The sequence below is a fragment of the Microbacterium sp. NPDC087665 genome, assembly GCF_044743285.1.
GTDB lineage: Bacteria > Actinomycetota > Actinomycetes > Actinomycetales > Microbacteriaceae > Microbacterium.
Map to the genome: position 1 here is coordinate 364,736 of NZ_JBIUWD010000002.1, position 16,855 is coordinate 381,590.

General features: G+C 69.0%; 18 protein-coding genes. 13 read left to right on the forward strand and 5 right to left on the reverse strand.

What is annotated here, in order from left to right; translation table 11 throughout:
• Positions 1-34 precede the first annotated feature (34 nt).
• Positions 35-1,726, reverse strand: a complete 1,692-nt coding sequence (locus ACIOSY_RS05230; RefSeq protein ID WP_400850084.1) for an ABC transporter substrate-binding protein — start codon at positions 1,724-1,726, stop codon at positions 35-37.
• Between the two features lie 256 nt (positions 1,727-1,982).
• On the opposite strand from ACIOSY_RS05230, the gene ACIOSY_RS05235 reads away from it, so the two are divergent.
• From ACIOSY_RS05235 to ACIOSY_RS05265, 7 genes are read left to right on the forward strand one after another with little or no spacing between them, the layout of a single operon-like run.
• Entirely contained in the window at positions 1,983-2,699 is a 717-nt protein-coding gene (locus tag ACIOSY_RS05235; protein WP_400850087.1) for an NrtR DNA-binding winged helix domain-containing protein, read from the forward strand.
• Positions 2,696-4,033 carry a quinolinate synthase NadA gene (nadA, locus tag ACIOSY_RS05240; RefSeq protein WP_400850090.1) on the forward strand — a complete coding sequence of 446 codons (1,338 nt, stop codon included), beginning with the start codon at positions 2,696-2,698 and terminating at the stop codon, positions 4,031-4,033. The genes ACIOSY_RS05235 and nadA overlap by 4 nt, the downstream gene beginning before the upstream one ends.
• Positions 4,030-5,529: an L-aspartate oxidase gene (nadB, locus tag ACIOSY_RS05245; protein ID WP_400850093.1), complete on the forward strand. Its 1,500-nt coding sequence runs from the start codon at positions 4,030-4,032 to the stop codon at positions 5,527-5,529. The genes nadA and nadB overlap by 4 nt, the downstream gene beginning before the upstream one ends.
• A complete protein-coding gene (nadC, locus tag ACIOSY_RS05250) occupies positions 5,526-6,377 on the forward strand; it encodes a carboxylating nicotinate-nucleotide diphosphorylase (protein ID WP_400850096.1) in 852 nt (283 codons plus the stop codon). Before nadB ends, nadC begins: the two co-directional genes overlap by 4 nt.
• 4 nt (positions 6,378-6,381) lie before the next feature.
• Complete coding sequence (locus ACIOSY_RS05255) at positions 6,382-7,518, forward strand: cysteine desulfurase family protein (RefSeq protein ID WP_400850099.1); 1,137 nt, start codon at positions 6,382-6,384, stop codon at positions 7,516-7,518.
• A 23-nt stretch (positions 7,519-7,541) separates the two neighbouring features.
• Positions 7,542-8,489 (forward strand): glycosyltransferase family 2 protein, encoded by a 948-nt coding sequence (locus tag ACIOSY_RS05260; protein ID WP_400850102.1) that lies wholly within the window; start codon positions 7,542-7,544, stop codon positions 8,487-8,489.
• Positions 8,490-8,506: 17 nt separating this feature from the next.
• On the forward strand, positions 8,507-9,280 hold the full coding sequence (locus ACIOSY_RS05265) for an SDR family NAD(P)-dependent oxidoreductase (protein ID WP_400850105.1): 774 nt from the start codon (positions 8,507-8,509) through the stop codon (positions 9,278-9,280).
• A gap of 86 nt (positions 9,281-9,366) precedes the next feature.
• Here the strand turns inward: ACIOSY_RS05265 and ACIOSY_RS05270 are convergent, their stop codons facing one another.
• On the reverse strand, positions 9,367-11,424 hold the full coding sequence (locus tag ACIOSY_RS05270) for an ABC transporter ATP-binding protein (RefSeq protein WP_400850938.1): 2,058 nt from the start codon (positions 11,422-11,424) through the stop codon (positions 9,367-9,369).
• Between the two features lie 165 nt (positions 11,425-11,589).
• Here ACIOSY_RS05270 and ACIOSY_RS05275 point away from each other — a divergent pair, with 165 nt between their 5' ends.
• Positions 11,590-13,065 (forward strand): MDR family MFS transporter, encoded by a 1,476-nt coding sequence (locus tag ACIOSY_RS05275; RefSeq protein WP_400850108.1) that lies wholly within the window; start codon positions 11,590-11,592, stop codon positions 13,063-13,065.
• A gap of 29 nt (positions 13,066-13,094) precedes the next feature.
• Here ACIOSY_RS05275 and ACIOSY_RS05280 read toward each other — a convergent pair whose 3' ends face one another.
• Positions 13,095-13,241 (reverse strand): hypothetical protein, encoded by a 147-nt coding sequence (locus ACIOSY_RS05280; RefSeq protein ID WP_400850111.1) that lies wholly within the window; start codon positions 13,239-13,241, stop codon positions 13,095-13,097.
• Positions 13,242-13,324: 83 nt separating this feature from the next.
• Between ACIOSY_RS05280 and ACIOSY_RS05285 the strand changes: the two genes are divergently transcribed.
• Positions 13,325-13,918, forward strand: a complete 594-nt coding sequence (locus tag ACIOSY_RS05285) for a 1-acyl-sn-glycerol-3-phosphate acyltransferase (protein ID WP_400850114.1) — start codon at positions 13,325-13,327, stop codon at positions 13,916-13,918.
• A gap of 18 nt (positions 13,919-13,936) precedes the next feature.
• Here ACIOSY_RS05285 and ACIOSY_RS05290 read toward each other — a convergent pair whose 3' ends face one another.
• Positions 13,937-14,140, reverse strand: coding sequence for a hypothetical protein (locus ACIOSY_RS05290; protein WP_400850117.1), 204 nt, complete (start codon positions 14,138-14,140; stop codon positions 13,937-13,939).
• Positions 14,141-14,213: 73 nt separating this feature from the next.
• Between ACIOSY_RS05290 and ACIOSY_RS05295 the strand changes: the two genes are divergently transcribed.
• Complete coding sequence (locus ACIOSY_RS05295; RefSeq protein ID WP_400850120.1) at positions 14,214-14,735, forward strand: DUF6328 family protein; 522 nt, start codon at positions 14,214-14,216, stop codon at positions 14,733-14,735.
• 57 nt (positions 14,736-14,792) lie between these two features.
• Here the strand turns inward: ACIOSY_RS05295 and ACIOSY_RS05300 are convergent, their stop codons facing one another.
• Positions 14,793-15,335, reverse strand: a complete 543-nt coding sequence (locus ACIOSY_RS05300) for a Dps family protein (RefSeq protein ID WP_400850123.1) — start codon at positions 15,333-15,335, stop codon at positions 14,793-14,795.
• A 102-nt stretch (positions 15,336-15,437) separates the two neighbouring features.
• Here ACIOSY_RS05300 and ACIOSY_RS05305 point away from each other — a divergent pair, with 102 nt between their 5' ends.
• From ACIOSY_RS05305 to ACIOSY_RS05315, 3 genes are all read left to right on the forward strand, one after another.
• On the forward strand, positions 15,438-15,929 hold the full coding sequence (locus ACIOSY_RS05305) for a GNAT family N-acetyltransferase (protein WP_400850126.1): 492 nt from the start codon (positions 15,438-15,440) through the stop codon (positions 15,927-15,929).
• Between the two features lie 107 nt (positions 15,930-16,036).
• On the forward strand, positions 16,037-16,336 hold the full coding sequence (locus ACIOSY_RS05310) for a Fe-S cluster assembly protein HesB (protein WP_400850129.1): 300 nt from the start codon (positions 16,037-16,039) through the stop codon (positions 16,334-16,336).
• Positions 16,337-16,450: 114 nt separating this feature from the next.
• Complete coding sequence (locus tag ACIOSY_RS05315) at positions 16,451-16,795, forward strand: LysR family transcriptional regulator (RefSeq protein ID WP_400850132.1); 345 nt, start codon at positions 16,451-16,453, stop codon at positions 16,793-16,795.
• Positions 16,796-16,855: the final 60 nt, after the last annotated feature.

Genomic DNA, 16,855 nt, shown 5'->3' on the forward strand with positions numbered 1-16,855 from the left:
CTTCCTTGACTTCCTGCTTCCCCGACGACGGCTGTTACTTGACCGGCTGCAGATGCGTCAGGACGTACCCGGCCGCGATCGCACCCCACGACGGCGGGAAGGCGTACATGTCGTCCTCCGTCGGCCAGCCCGTGAAGTCCTTCGTGTTGTAGAAGGTCTGCGTGGCGTTGATCACCAGCGGGATGTACGGCAGGTCGCGAACGATCTCAGTCTGGATCGTGCCGTAGAGCTCCTTCTTCGTGGCCTCGTCGTCGGTGCTGATCGCTGCCTGGATGGCGGCATCGACGGTGGGGTTGTCGTACCGGCTGAAGTTCCAGCGCCCGGCAGGGACCTCTTCCCCGACGGGGTTCGTCGACTCGACGGCGGTGCCACCGAACCAGTCGCGGTAGATCTGGAACGGGTCGGCCACGGAGGTGCCGATCATGCCGCCGACGATGAGCTGGAAGTCGCCGCCCTGACGGGCATCCGAGAATTCCTGCCACTGCACGGTCGAGGCATTGATCTTGATGCCCGCGGCCTCCGCCTGCTCGGCGATGAGCTTGGCGGCGTCGTTGTAGTCGGTCCAGCCGTCGACCGAGGTCAGGCTGAGCTCGACGGGCACGCCGTCTTTCTCGTAGATGCCGTCGGAGCCCTTGGTGTAGCCGGCGGCCTCGAGGATCTTGCCCGCCTCTGCCGCGTTGGCCTCCTGCGGGCTGAGCTCGTTGGCCGGGTCGACGACCCACTTCTCGTCGCGCGGGAGCAGCGCATAGGTCGGCGAGATGTCGCCGGTCAGACCGACGAAGGCCTTCTCCTTGATCGTGCCGCGGTAGATGGCGACGTTGAGCGCCTGACGCACGGCGACGTCGGTCTGCGGGCCGGTGCAGCCGAGGTCGGCGTTCGAGCAGGTGTACAGCACCGTCGGGTCCTGCGGCGTGTTGACCCAGTCGATCGCACCGTTGGCGGTGACGTCGTCCGGGTTGGGGATGAACATGCCGGTCCAGTCGAGCTTGCCCGCGGCCAGCAGGTCCTGCGCGGTCTGGTTGTTGTCGACCGCGATGTACTGCACCTTCTTGACACCGAGATCGGCGGCGTCGCGGAAGTTCTCGTTGGCCACGAGCGTGTACGACTCGCTCGTGGTCTTGTCGACCACGTACGCGCCGGATCCGACCGGCTCCTCGTTCGCGAAGTTCGCGAAGTCGGTGACGTCGGCCCAGATGTGCTCCGGGAGGATATAGGTCGAGCCGAGACGCTGGAACTCGGTGGTGTACTGCGCGCTCGAGTAGGTCAGCACGACGGTCGTGTCGTCGGTTGCCTCGGCCGAGAGCAGGCCGTTGCCCTCGGGGTTGTTCGCCTCGTAGTTGAACGAGAAGGCGACATCGGCGGCCGTGAGCGGCTCGCCGTCGCTCCACTTGAGGTCGGGCTTGATCGTGACGGTGATCGCCGTGCCGTCTTCGTTGTACTCGTACGTGTCGCCGATCAGGCCGACCGGCTCGGAGTCCGCCGTCTTGTTGAAGAAGAACAACGGCTCGTAGATCGGTCCGAGCGCACCGTGGAGCACGGTGGGTGCGAACGGGTTGTAGTTCGCGGTGATCGGGGTCTGGCTGCCGGCCCAGACGCGGAGGGCGCGGTCGCCATTCGCGTCGCCGTCGCCACTTCCGCCGGTGCCACAGGCGGTGAGACCCAGAGCGAGGACGGATGCCCCCGCTACCGCGGTGAGCGCGATTCTGCGCTTTCCATTACGGATCATGTGAAATTCCTCTCGGTGCTGCACTGCAGGAGGGATGCTCCGGATGGAGCCGATCCTCGGGGGTGGGGATCGTCACCTCCGAGGCAGCTCTGCCACCGGAGGGGTTTGTTAGGACAGTAACCTAACAAACCATTTCCCTCGTCACAAGGCTTCTCCGAGCGATCGGATAACGTTTCGGACTCGGCGACGATGACCGTCATGAATTCGCACTAAGGGTCTTCATGACACTAAGATCGTCGTGGAGGTTAAGGTTCCCATGACTCGAAGTGACGGCATCCGCGTCGCGGTCTCGACCGTGATCCTGACGTTGCGCCCGTCAGCACAGGGAACGCCGGTGCTCGCGCTCCCCCTCGTCCGGCGCACGCGCGAGCCGTTCGCCGACCGCTGGGCGCTTCCGGGAGGCTGGCTCACCGCCGTCGAATCCCCCATCGACGCCGCCGCCCGCACCCTCGCCGAGACGACCGGCCTCGCACCGTCGTATCTCGAGCAGCTCTACGCGTTCGGAGCGGTCGACCGCTCCCCCACACGCGTGGTCTCGATCGTCTACTGGGCGCTGCTCCGGCAGGACGACGTGCTCGCACAGAGCGCCGCGCATCGCGCATCCGGGCACGCCCCCGAGAACGTCGAATGGTTCGACATCGACGCCCTCCCCGCCCTCGCGTTCGACCACGTCGACATCATCGAGTACGCGCTCTGGCGACTGCGCAACAAGGTCGGATACAGCCGGGTCGCGCACGGGTTCCTGCCCGCGGAATTCACCCTCGCCGATCTGCGCGAGGCCTACGAGGCAATCCTCGGCAAGCACCTCGACCCGGCCAACTTCCGCCGCCAGGTCGAGGCCGCCGGAAACCTGATCCCCACCGACCGCTTCCGCACGGGAAGCCACCGTCCCGCCCGTCTTTATCGCGACAACACCGATGTCGAGCTGGCCGATCGCGGTCCGCTCGACCCCGAGGAAACGAGCATCCGATGAGCATCACCTTCGTCCCCACTCCCGCGCTCCCCCCGATCGACGCCTCCGTCGATCACGCCATCCAGGACATCGTCGCCGGCGCCTCGACCGACGCGACGTGCACCACCGATCTCGCGGCCGGCCCCTGGGACTTCGACGCACGCCCCGGCTACGGCCCCGGCTCGTCGATGGGCGATGTCGTCCCCACCGGCGCTCCCCGACAGGGCGAGCTCCCGGCCTCCTACCGCGAAGCGACCGAAGACGAGCTCGATGACCGCGTCCGCGCGGCGAAGGCCACGCTCGGGGACCGCGTCGTCGTGCTCGGACACTTCTATCAGCGCGAAGAAGTGGTGCGGCACGCCGATTACGTCGGTGACTCCTTCCAGCTCGCGACCGCTGCGAAGGGCCGCCCGGATGCCGAGGCCATCGTCTTCTGCGGCGTGCACTTCATGGCCGAGACCGCCGACCTCCTCTCCGGGCCGGAGCAGGCCGTGATCCTGCCCAATCTCGCTGCCGGCTGTTCGATGGCCGACATGGCCGACATCGATCAGGTCGAGGACTGCTGGGAGCAGCTGGCCGACGTGCTCGGCGACCTCGACGCCGTCGACGCCGACGGCCGTGTTCCCGTGATCCCGGTGACGTACATGAACTCCTCGGCGGCGATCAAGGGCTTCGTCGGACGTCACGGCGGCATCGTCTGCACCTCGTCCAACGCGAAGACGGTGCTGGAGTGGGCGTTCGAGCGCGGACGGCGCGTGCTCTTCTTCCCCGACCAGCACCTCGGGCGCAACACCGCCAAGGCCATGGGGGTGCCGCTCGAGCAGATGCCGATGTGGAACCCTCGTAAACCGTTCGGCGGTTCGACCCCGGAGCAGCTCGACGACTCCCGGGTGATCCTCTGGCACGGCTTCTGCTCGGTTCACCGCCGTTTCACCGTCGCGCAGATCGACCAGGCCCGTGCCGAGCACCCCGGAGTGCGCGTGATCGTGCACCCGGAGTGCCCGATGGAGGTCGTCGACGCGGCCGACGCCGCCGGATCGACGGAGTTCATCCGTCTCGCGATCGACGCCGCGACCGAACCGACGACCTTCGCGATCGGCACCGAGATCAACCTGGTGCGACGCCTGGCCGCGCAGTACCCGCAGCACGAGATCTTCTGCCTTGATCCGGTCGTCTGCCCGTGCTCGACGATGTACCGCATCCACCCCGGGTATCTCGCGTGGGTGCTCGAAGAGCTCGTCGCCGGCCGCACCCCGAACCGCATCACGGTCAGCGCCGACGTCGCCGACCCGGCGCGCGTGGCTCTGGAGCGGATGCTCGCGGCGAAGCCTCCGGTGACGGCGGGCATCCGATGAACGTCGTGGTCGTGGGCTCCGGCATCGCCGGACTCACCGCGGCCCTGCACGCCCACGAGTCCGGTCACGCCGTCACGGTCGTCACGAAGGGCGCGCTCGGCGACGGTTGCACGGGGTTCGCGCAGGGCGGCGTCGCCGGGGTCTACGGACCGCACGATTCCCGCGACCAGCACGCCGAGGACACGCTCGTCGCGGGTGCCGGGCTCTCCGACGACGCGGCCGTCGACGTGCTCGTCGCCGACGGCGCCGCCCGGATCGCCGAGCTCATCGCTCGCGGGGTCGCTTTCGACCGCTCGCCGGACGGCGAGCTGCTGCTCGGTCGCGAGGCCGCACACAGTCACGCGCGCATCGTGCACGCCGGGGGCGATGCCACGGGAGCTGCGATCTCCGCCGCCCTCGTCGCCGCCGTGCGGCGCACCACGATCACGGTCGTCGAGCACGCGTTCCTCACCGATCTGGTGGTGGGGAGCGGAGCGACGCAGGGCATTCGGATTCTCCGCCCCGACGGCCCGCGCACGCTCGAGGCGGATGCCGTCATCCTCGCCACCGGCGGTGCCGGGCACCTCTATGCCCACACGACCAACCCCCTCGGCGCGACCGGCGACGGGATCGCCGCGGCGCTCCGGGCCGGAGCCGCCGTGGCGGACCTCGAGTTCGTGCAGTTCCACCCGACGATCCTCGGCGCCGGGCCTGCATTCCTCGTCTCGGAGGCCGTGCGCGGCGAGGGCGCCACCCTGATCGATGACGAGGGCCGCCGGTTCGTCTTCGACACCCACCCGGATGGTGAGCTCGCGCCGCGCGATGTCGTGTCGCGGGCGATCGCCCGGCAGGCGGCGGCACAGGGCTCCCCCGTGCGCCTCGACGCCACCCTGCTCGGTGCGGAGACGCTCGCCCATCGATTCCCGACGATCGACCGGATCACGCGCGAGCGCGGGTTCGACTGGTCTCGCGAGCCCATCCCCGTGACACCGGCCGCGCACTACCTCATGGGCGGGATCGCCACGGATCTCGACGGCAGATCCTCCCTCCCCGGCCTCTTCGCGGTCGGCGAGGTCGCGCGCACCGGCGTGCACGGCGCCAACCGCCTGGCCTCCAACTCACTGCTCGAGGGTGCCGTCTTCGGCGCCCGTGCCGCTGCGGTGCTCGGCGCCCCCTGGCCTCGACGCGCAGCGCCGCCGGTGTCGCAGGCGGTCGACCTCGAGCCCGCGGCGAGCGCCGGTTCCTTCACCCGCGCCGCGCTGCAGCGGCTGATGTGGGACGAGGTCGGCCTCATCCGCACCGACGACGGCCTGCGCCACGCTCTCTCGACGATCCGCGCCTGGAGCGCGGCCGCCGGCCCGGAAGCCGATCCGAGCACCGTCGGGCCGGGCGCCGTCGACGAGCGGGAAGACGCCAACCTCCTGCTCCTCGCCGAGGCGACGGCATGCGCCGCTCTCGCACGCACGGCGTCGGTCGGCGCGCACTTCCGCGAACACTCTCTGATCGGAGCCCGATGATCACGCCCGCCACCCTCACCCGCGTCGTCGGGGCCGCGCTCGAAGAGGATTCGCCCTGGGGCGATCTGACCAGCGCCGCGCTCATCCCCGAAGACGCCACCGCCACCGCCGATCTCGTCGCCCGCGAACCGGGTGTGTTCAGCGGCGGCTCCGTCTTCATCGCCGCGTTCGCGCTCACCGATCCGCACGTCGCCGTCGACCTGCATGTCGGAGACGGCGATGCCTTCGCCGCCGGCGACGTGCTCGCCTCCGTGTCGGGTTCGGCGCGGAGCATCCTCACCGCCGAACGCGTTGCTCTCAACTTCACCCAGCGGATGAGCGGCATCGCCACGGTCACCGCCGCCTACGTGCGCGCCGTCGCCGAAACGGCCGCGCGCATCGCCGACACGCGCAAGACGACGCCGGGGCTGCGCGCATTCGAGCGTCATGCCGTGGTGTCGGGCGGAGGGAGCAACCATCGCTACTCGTTGTCCGACGCCGTGATGGCGAAGGACAACCATCTGGCGGTGCTCACCCGCTCCGGTGCGGATCTGGCCGAGGCGCTGCGCGACGCCCTCACGCGGCTCCCCCACACCACCCACGTGGTCGTCGAGGTCGATCGGATCGATCAGATCGAGGCCGTGCTCGCGGGCGGAGCCCACACGGTGCTGCTCGACAACTTCACCCTCGACGATCTGCGCGCCGGGGTCGCGCTGATCGGCGACCGGGCCACCACCGAGGCGTCGGGTGGCGTGAATCTGGAGACCGTGGGCGCGATCGCCGCCACCGGGGTCGATGTGATCTCCGTCGGCGCGCTCACGCACTCCGCGCGGGCGCTCGACCTGGGTCTGGATCTGCGGATCCTCTGACGCCATGCTGTATCTCGATCACGCGGCCACATCTCCGGTGCGGCCCGAGGTGCTGGAGGCGATGCGTCCGTACCTCACCAGCGTCTTCGGCAACCCGTCCAGTCACCACACGGCCGGCGAAGCGGCCGCGAACGCGCTCGACGATGCCCGCCGTCGAGTCGCCCGCGTGCTCGGGGTGCGCACGGGCGATGTGATCTTCACGGCCGGAGGTACCGAAGCGAACAACCTCGCCGTGAAGGGAATCGTGCTCGCAGCGCTCGCGCGCGGTCGCCGCCATCTCGTCGTGTCGCCGATCGAGCACGAATCGATCCTCGAATCCGCGGACTACCTGCAGCGGTTCCACGACGTCGCGGTCACCGCCGTCGCCGTCGACGCCGCTGGGCGCATCTCTCCGGATGCTCTGCGCTCCGCGATCAGAGACGACACCGCTCTCGTCTCGCTGGGGCACGCGAACAACGAGATCGGCACGGTACAGGATGCCGAGGGCCTCGCCGCGGTCGCCCACTCCGCCGGAGTTCCCCTGCACCTCGACGCGGTGCAGTCCGCCGGGTGGCTCACCCTGAACGGAATCGACGCCGACGCGATCTCGATCGCCGGGCATAAGCTGGGCGCGCCGAAGGGCATCGGCGCCCTGTCGGTGCGCGGTCGCGTGCCGCTCGAGCCCCTGCTGCACGGGGGTGGGCAGGAGCGCGGACGCCGCTCGGGCACCGAGAACGTGGCGGGAGCGGTCGGCCTCGCCACCGCACTAGACCTGGCCGAAGCGGAGCGCGAATCGGTGGCGTCCTCGATCGGTGTTGCCACCGCGCGCTTCATCGCCGCTGTGCTGCGTTCCGTCCCCCGCGCGGCGCTGACGGGAGACCCGCACCATCGCCTCCCCGGCACCGCGAGCTTCACCTTCGCGGGCACGAGCGGCGAATCGGTGCTGCTCGAACTCGAGCGCCGCGGTGTGATCTCGTCGAGCGGATCGGCGTGCGCGGCAGGCAGCGACGAGCCCTCCCCGGTGCTGCTGGCATGCGGCATCGACGCCTCCACGGCGCAGACCTCGGTGCGCTTCACATTCGGACGCGAGCCCCTCCCCGATGACGCGCCCGAGCGTCTCGCCGCCCTGGTCGCCGAGTCCGTGCGGGCGGTCCTCGGCTGACAGCGCCGTCCTAGAATCGGAGGGTGACCGCATCCGACCCGATCGTGACGATGATCGTTCCCGGACGGGACATCGCCGAGTTCGCCCCCGCCGCGATCGCATCGCTGCTCGCGCAGACCGAGACCCGATGGCACGCGATCCTCGTGGACGACGGGTCGATCGACGCCACGGCCGAGATCTTCGAGGCCGCGGCTTCGGCGGACTCGCGGTTCCGGATGCTGCGCCGCGTCGATGCTCGCGGACTCGGCGCCGCGCGCAATGCCGGCCTCGACCTCGTCGACACGCCCCTGCTCGGGTTCCTCGACGCCGACGACGAACTCACCCCGACCGCGTTGGCACGCATGACGGCAACCCTCGCCGAGACCGGCAGCGATTTCGTGGCCGGCGCCTATGTGCGTTCGCGCCTGCAGGGCGATGCGTACGTCGCGGGGCGTGTGCAGCCGTGGGTGGTCGCCGCGACGGCCCCCGAGAGGCTCGGCACGACGATTCTCGAGCATCCGCACGCAGCGGCGAACATCGTCGCGTGGTCGAAGGTCAGCCGCACGGACTTCTGGCACGACCTCCGGTTCCCCGAGGGCGTCGCCTACGAGGACCAGATCGTGGCGCAGCTGATGTACACGAGGGCGACGGCGTTCGATGTGATCCCCGACGTCATCGCGCGGTGGCGTGTTCGCGCCGACGGCACATCGATCACGCAGGGCAAGGGGCGACTGCCCGTGCTGCGCGACTACCTCGCCGCACTGCGCGGGGGGATCGGGGTGCTGCGCGATGCCGGCGCTTCGGCCGCCGTCGCCGCACGGCTCTCGCTGATCATCGCGATGGACCTCCCGCCCCTGCAGGAGATCGCCCGCACCCACCCCGACTCCGCCTACGCCGACGCGGTGGATCGCTTCATCGCCGAGATCATCGGGATGCCGGAGTACGCCGACGCCGCCCCCGACCACACCCTCACCGCAGCTCTCCGCTGGTGAACCGATCAAGGAGACCCATGTCGACCTACCTGGAATCGCTGTTCTCGCTCGAAGGCCGTACCGCCGTCGTCACCGGCGGCAGCTCGGGCATCGGGCGCGGCATCGCCACCGCGCTCGCCCGCGCCGGAGCATCGACCGTGATCGTCGCGCGGGGCGAGGAGCGGATCGCGGAGACCGTGCGTGAACTGCAGGACTCCGGATGCACGGTCGCCGGCGTCGTCGGCGACCTCAGCACCCGCGACGGCATCCGTGCCGCTGCGGATGCCGCGGTGGAACCGTTCGGCGAACCGGACGTCCTCGTCAACTCGGCCGGCATCAACATCCGCCCCTCGTTCGCCGACATCACCGAGGCGGACTGGGACGCGACGATGACCGTCAACGCCCTGGCGCCGTTCCTGCTCGGGCAGCGCTATGCCCCGGGCATGGCCGATCGAGGGTTCGGACGCCTCATCCACATCAGCTCCCAGCAGGCGCATCGCGCCTTCGCCTCCAGTGGCATCTACGGCGCCTCGAAGGGCGCGGTGGAGTCGCTGATGAGATCGGAGGCCGAGGCCTGGGGCGGCACCGGAGTCACCAGCAACACCCTCGTGCCGGGGTTCGTGCTCACCCCGCTGAACGCGCGCCTCCAGGAGGACCCGGTTCAGGTCGCCGCACTTGCGGCACGCACCATGATCGGACGCAACGGCCTGCCGAGCGACTTCGCCGGCGCCGCGGTCTTCCTCGCCGGAGCAGGCTCGGCCTATGTCACCGGGCACTCGCTCTTCGTCGATGGCGGGCTCTCCGCGCACTGACGCACGTCACGGCGGTGGCACCCGCCACCGCGACGCCCCACCCCCGCCGTGCGGGTGCGGGTGCCGGCGCCGGTGCGGGCTGAGGCTCAGGGGGTCTCGGGCGGGTACACGCGGTCGTCGGCGCGGGGCACGTCGAGCAACGGCACCGGTACCGTCAGCGCTTCGACGGCATCCGCCCCGGCGGAATCTTCGGGTGCGCGATCGGCACGGCGTTCGGTGAGTCCGGCGCCCACTCCCCCGGTCACGGAGGCCTCGACGACCGCCTCGGTCGCCAGCACCCTCGACGCGGCGATCTGCTGAGCGGCGAGCTCGGCGTACAGGCCGTCGAGAGCGAGGAGCTCGGAGTGGGTGCCGGACTCGACGATGCGCCCCGCGTCGAGCACGTGGATGACATCGGCGCCCATCACCGTCGAGAGCCGGTGCGCGATCGAGATCGTCGTGCGACCGCGCGCCGCTTCATCGAGCGCTTCCTGCACCACGCGTTCCGACACCGTGTCGAGGGCCGAGGTCGCCTCGTCGAGCAAGAGCACGGGCGGATCCTTGAGCAGCACCCGAGCGATCGCGATGCGCTGCTTCTCACCACCCGAGAGACGGTAACCGCGTTCTCCGACGACGGTGTCGTACCCGTTCTCGAAGCCCGTGATGATGTGGTGGATGTTCGCGGCGATGCATGCCTCGATCACCTCGTCGTCCGAGGCTCCCGGCTTCGCGTAGAGAAGATTCTCGCGGATCGTGGCGTGGAAGAGATAGGTCTCCTGCGACACGATGCCCACGTCGTCGATGATCGACTCCTGCGTGAGCGAGCGCACATCGGCGCCGGCGAACAGCACCGCACCGCCGCGCGCCTCGTACAGGCGCGGCGCGAGGTAGAGCACGGTGGTCTTGCCTGCGCCCGACGGTCCGACGAACGCGACGTGCTGACCCGGTTCCGCGACGAACGAGACCCGGTCGAGTGTGGGCCGGGAGTCGGGCGCTGCGTCGGGATAGCGGAACACCACGTCGGCGAACTCGACACGACCGCGCGGCCCGGGGGCCTGAGCGACGGAGATGGCGTCGGGAGCGTCTTCGATCTCGGGCACCAGATCGAGGTACTCGAAGATGCGGGCGAACAACGCCGACGACGTCTGCAGATCGAGCGACACGCGCATGAGGCCCATGAGCGGCTGCAAGAGGCGCGCCTGCACGGTCGTGAAGGCGACGACCGTGCCGGCCGTGATCGCTCCGGTGCCGCCGGCGATCAGATATCCCGAGACCAGGTAGATCACGGCGGGAACGCTCGCCATGATGACCTGCACGACGGCGAAGAACCCCTGCCCGCTCATCGCCCGACGCACCTGCAGGGTCACCTGGTTGCGGTTCTCCGCCTGATACCGCTCCGACTCCGTGCGCTGGCGGTTGAACGCCTTCGAGAGCAGCATGCCCGAGACGCTCAGCGTCTCCTGCGTGATCGAGGTGAGCTCGGAGAGCGACTCCTGCGTCTCGCCGGCGATGCGCGCCCTCACCTGCCCGACGCGACGCTGCACGATGATGAGGAACGGCATCAGCACCACGGCGATGAGCGTGAGGCGCCAGTCGATGAGGATCATCGCCACGAGAGACGCGATCACCGTGACGACGTTGCCCAGGATGCTCGTGACGGTGTTGGTCAGCACGCCCGAGACTCCGCCGACGTCGTTCTGCAGCCGCGACTGGATCACCCCGGTCTTCGTGCGGGTGAAGAAGCCGAGCTCCATCGCCTGGAGATGCTCGAACAGACGCACCCTCAGGTCTCCGGTCACGTTGTTGCCCACCGTCGAGGTGAACCAGGTCTGACCGACCCCGAGCGCGGCCGAGATGAGGAACAGGCCCATCATCGCGAGCACGAGCCACCCGAGCAGTTCGAGGTGCGGACCTCCGCCGTCGACGGGGAACAGCGCATCGTCGAACACGCGCTGCACGATGAGCGGAGGGAGCACGGCGATGCCCGCTCCGATGACGACGAGGACGCCCGTCACGAGGATGCGCCACTTGTAGGGGCGGAACAGGGTCACCACCCGTGCGCCCAGACCGCTGATGCGCGGAGCCTCGGCGTTCAACCGTCGCTGCGCCTCTTCGTCGACGCCGCGGAATCCTCCGGGGTGCCGCCCGCCCATACCGCCGCCCATGCTCATGAGGTCAGCGTATCCAGCCCCGGGGACATCGGGGCGCGGCATCCGCCACGCCAGATATATCGCGGCCGCGGAATGAAATGTCGGATGCTGTGGTTACGCTGAGTGGTCCCCGCGCACTCGCGCATCTCTTCCTCATTCTTCTCGCGCCCTGGAGGCCGTATGTCTGCCGTCGACACCGGGTCGATCACGACCCCCACTCACTCCGACGGAACCATCCCGCGTTCCGACATGCGCGTGATCTGGCTGCTGCTCGTCGCCGCCTTCGTCGCGATCCTCAACGAGACCACGATGGGGATCGCGATCCCGCATCTCAACACCGATCTGGGCATTCCGCCCGAGCTCGGTCAGTGGCTCACCAGCGCCTTCATGCTGACGATGGCGGTCGTCATCCCGACGACCGGCTTCATCCTGCAGCGCTTCACGACCCGCCAGGTCTTCATCGCCGCGATGATCGCGTTCTCGGTCGGCACCCTCGTGTGCCTCATCGCCCCCGGATTCCCGATCCTCCTGGTCGGCCGCGTGATCCAGGCCGCCGGCACCGGAATCATGATGCCGCTGCTCATGACCACGATCATGAACGTCGTGCCGCCGCAGTCGCGCGGTCGCATGATGGGTCGCGTCGGCCTCGTGATCTCGCTCGCCCCCGCGATCGGCCCGACGCTCGCCGGTGCCGTCCTCGAGGCGTTCAACTGGCGCGTACTGTTCGCGATCATCCTCCCCATCGCTCTCATCGCCCTCGCGATGGGCGTCAAGTGGATGACCAACCTCGGCGAGACCCGCCGCCTGCCGCTCGACATCCTCTCGATCCCGCTCGCCGCGCTCGGCTTCGGCGGCATCGTCTACGGTCTCAGCCAGTTCGGTGGCGAGGGCGGCTCCGGCGAGACGGCCGGAGTGATCGCGCTGGCCGTCGGTGCCGTGTCGCTGGCTCTGTTCGTCTGGCGTCAGCTGGTGCTGCAGCGCGTCGACGACGCACTGCTCGATCTGCGTGTCTTCCGCTCCCGCAACTTCTCGTTCTCCGTGATCATCATGTCGATCCTCGCGCTGTCGATGTTCGGCACGCTCACGCTGCTCCCCCAGTACCTGCAGAACGTCGCCGGTCTCGGCGCGCTCGAGTCAGGCCTCATCCTGCTGCCCGGTTCGGTGCTGATGGGTCTTCTCGGTCCGATCATGGGTCGCGTGTACGACGCCCGCGGCACACGCCCGCTGCTCATTCCGGGCACGATCCTGGTGTCGGCGGCGCTGTTCTACTACTCCACGGTCGGCGAGCACACCGTCGCATGGGTGCTGGTCATCGTGCAGGCGGCCATGTCGGTCGGCCTCGCGATGTCGTTCACCCCGCTGTTCTCGGCCTCGCTCGGCTCACTCCAGCGCTCGCTCTACTCGCACGGATCCGCGGTGCTCAACACCCTGCAGCAGGTCGGTGGGGCCGCAGGCGTTGCGGTGCTCACGGTCACCTACTCGGCGATCCTGCACGCGGGAGAGAACGAGGGACTCTCGACCGCCGTCGCCGGGGCTCCGGGAGCCCGCATGGCGTTCCTGATCGCTGCGATCATCTCGCTCGCGGCCGTGGCGCTGAGCCCGTTCGTCAGCAAGCCGGCCGACGACGCCAACGGCGACTTCCACGGCGGTCACTGACCGCCTCAGCGGGGCGGTGTCGTCTGGAGCTACGGTGTCTTAGGCGCCGGCATGCTGCAGGCGCCACCGCCGCAGCATCCTCCGGCATCGCCGTCGAGAAGATTGAGGGTGCCGGGCACCGGCTGCAGCCCGAGGGGCACAGTCTGCTCGGTGGTCTCTCCCTGCGAATCAGTCATCCCTCGATCGTACGCCTGTCCTGACGGGGCGGCGTCGTGTCGTCGACAGCAGATGCAGAGTCCCGACCCTCTACGGTGGAAGGATGCTCAAGCGTTCGATCGCCCGCCTGTACTGGGCCCTCAGCCGTTGGACGCTCGTCGGACACGACTCCGTTCCCACGCGGCCTACGATCCTCATCGGAGCCCCGCACACGTCGAACTGGGACTTCGTCCTGATGCTCGCCATCTCGTGGCGCCTCGGCATCGATGTGCACTGGCTCGGCAAGAAGAGCCTGTTCCGCGGATGGCGCGGACCGATCATGCGGCGGCTGGGCGGCGTCGCCGTCGACCGAGCCGACCCGGGAAGGGTCGTGGCGGAGGTCGTGAGTCAGGTGCACGCGGGTGAGGTCTTCGGCCTGGTCATCACGCCCGATGGCACCCGCGGCGGCAATGAGTACTGGAAGTCGGGCTTCTACCGGATCGCCCGGGAGACGGGGATGCCCCTGACGCTCGGCTTCGTCGACCGCACGACGCGGACGACCGGCCTCGGACCCACGATCGACGTCACCGGTGACGTCGGCGCCGACATGGATCGCATCCGCGCGTTCTATGCGGACAAGGCCGGCGTACGCCCGGAGCGTCGCACCGTTCCCCGCTTGCGCGAGGAACAGCAGCCGCCCGTCGCCGACGGCGCCTGAGCGCGACGAACGACCGGCTCAGTCGACCGATTCGATCTGCGTACGCACGAAGGCGACGTCGTCCTCGGTCAGCTCTTCCTTTTTTCCGACGACGGCACCGGTGATCTCGCGGATCTCCTTACGCACCGTATCGCCCAGATGGGGCGAGCCGCTCTCGAGCAGTTCGTGTCGCGCATCGACGGAGAGGTGCGGCCACCAGTCGTGAATCGGGGGGAGGGTCATGATGGTCTCTTCTCTGGGTTCGGGTCAAGCATCTGGACAGGGCTGAGCGCGGCGCAGGAGACTGAGCCCATGAGTGGTGCGAGCACTACCGGGGCCGGCTTTCGACGATCGCGAGGACGGCCGGGACGAGACGCCGAACGAGCGCGCGGATCGCAACTGGGATGAGCTGCTGCAGGAACTGCGCGTCATGCAGACGGGCACCCAGATCCTCACGGGGTTCCTTCTCGCGGTCGCTTTCCAACCGCGCTTCACCGACATGGACGAGTTCCAGCGCGATGTGTATGTCGTGCTGGTCGCACTCGCCGCGCTGGCGACGATTCTCGCGCTCGCCCCGGTGGGCATGCACCGCGCGTTCTTCGGCCTCCGCCGCAAGCCGGAGTTGGTGAAGATCGCGGCACGCATCGTCAAGATCGACCTGATCGTGATCGGCGCCCTGACGATCGGCGTGACCACTCTGATCATCGACTTCACTGTCGACCGCACCGCCGGCCTCATCGCCCTGTGCTCCGCGCTCGTCGTGGTGGTCGCGCTCTGGGCGGTGCTTCCACGCGTCGTCCGGCGCGCAGCGCGGTCGAAGACGCCCCCGAAGGGCTGACCCCGACCGCGCCCCAGCGCGTCGCTCCCCGAACGCGTGGCCATGCGGGTGCTCCCTTCAGCGGCCCGCAGGGCTCCGGTTCTCGGCGCTCACCATCCAGGCGAACTGCTCGAGACGTTCGATGACGGCGTGCAGCAGATCTGCCGACGTCGGATCTTCCTCGTCGACGGCGTCGTGCACGTCGCGGAGCGTGGCGACCGTGGCCTCCAGGCGCTCGGTGACGAGGTCCGTCGTCTCGGACGTCGACACCTCACCTGCGGGGAACTCGGGCAGCGTGGTCGTCGCGGCGATCGTGGCGCTGCGCCCGTCGGGCACGGCGTGGAGCGCACGCATGCGCTCGGCGATCGTGTCGCTGAAGGTGCGAGCATCCTCGATGATCTCGTCGAGCTGGCGATGCGTATCGCGGAAGTTTCGTCCCACCACGTTCCAGTGGGCCTGCTTTCCCTGCAGGGCGAGTTCGAGCAGATCGACGAGAACGGCCTGAAGGTTCTTGGCGAGAGTCGGGGAGGCGGTGAAGCCCTTCTCCGCGTTCTGTCGTCGCGTGGTCTTCGCGCCCTGCTTCGTCGTCGAGGTCTTGGGGGTGTTCTTGCTCTGTGCCATGGTGTTCCTCCTGACGCCGACGTTAGCCACTTCCCGGCGCGCTACCGAGGGGGTTGACAGTCGTGCCCGGCAGCCTCGATGGTTACGGGCGAAAGGAGTTCCATGACACACCCCGAACAGCAGCCGGATGAACCCGAGACGGTGATCGCACCGCTCAGCGAGCGCGACGCAGGTGAGGTGCTGACCGTGCAACGCGCCGCCTTCGTGTCGGAGGCGCAGATCTACGGCAGTGCGGACATGCCCCCGCTGACGCAGACCCTCGAGGAGATGGTTGCCGAGCTTCGCAGCGGAACCGGCCTGGGCGCACGGATCGACGGTCGCCTCGTGGGTGCGATCCGCTTCCGGGAGCATGACGACACGCTCCTGATCGGGCGCATCGCCATCGCCCCCGACATGCAGGGCGAGGGCATCGGGCGGATGCTTCTGGACGCGGCCGAGAACGCATCGGAGGCGCGCGTCGCCGAACTCTTCACCGGCAGCCTGAGCGAGGCGAACATCCGGCTCTACGAGTCGTGCGGATACGAGGAGAGCGAGCGCGTGCCCGACGGCGACGGGACCGAGCAGGTGTTCCTGCGAAAGCAATTACGCAGGTGAGAGGTTCCTCCGAACCCGCGCGTCGGGGTTGAGATGCCTGCAGACCTGAGGAATCGTAGCCCGGACATGTCGCGACCGTGGCATGCCCCAACCGGAAGGAGAGTCTCGTGCTCACCCTCACCGACAACGCCTCCGCCATCGTCACCACCCTCGTGACCCGTCAGACCGAGGCACCCGATGCGGGTCTCCGCATCCACTCGACGGCCGAGCAGAGCCCCAGCGGGGAATCCCGCCTGGCTGTGCAGGTCACGGCAGATCCCGACCCGCTCGACCAGACGGTCGAGATCGCGGGCACCCGCCTTTTCCTCGATGAGACAGCCGCTGCTGCCCTCGAGGACAAGGTTCTCGATGCGGGCGTCGACGACGAAGGAACCGTGTCGTTCGCGGTCCTTCCCCAGGTCGCCTGACCTTCAGACTTCGGATGCCGCGGCCCGCTCGGGTCGCGGCATCCGCTGTGTTCCCGCTCGTTCCGCGTCCCGGTCCGTCACGCTCGACCGGCGGGTGCGGATACGCTGGCACTCATGAAGATCGCACTTCTCCGCCGCTACGTCGTCCTCGCGGAGACGCTGCACTTCCCGCGCGCCGCTGAACAGCTCGGCATCCCGCTCGCTTCGCTCTACACCTCGCTCGACAAGCTCGAGGAAGAACTCGGCAACACCCTCGTCCACCGTGAGGGCACGCCCCGACTGACGCCCGTCGGCGAGCTGTTCCTCGTCGAGGCGCAGGCAGCGGTGGCCGCCGCTCCCCCGCCCGCGCCGAAGACCGTCGCTCCCGCGGGAGGCAAGGCCAAGGCTTCGAAGGGCAAGGGCCGCGCCCCGATCGTCAAGGGACAGCCGAAGCCGTACAAGAAGCGTCAGGGCCGCTGAGCGGCGTCACTCAGCGCGCATCGCTGAGTCCGCACCGCTGAGCCCACACCACTGAGCCCA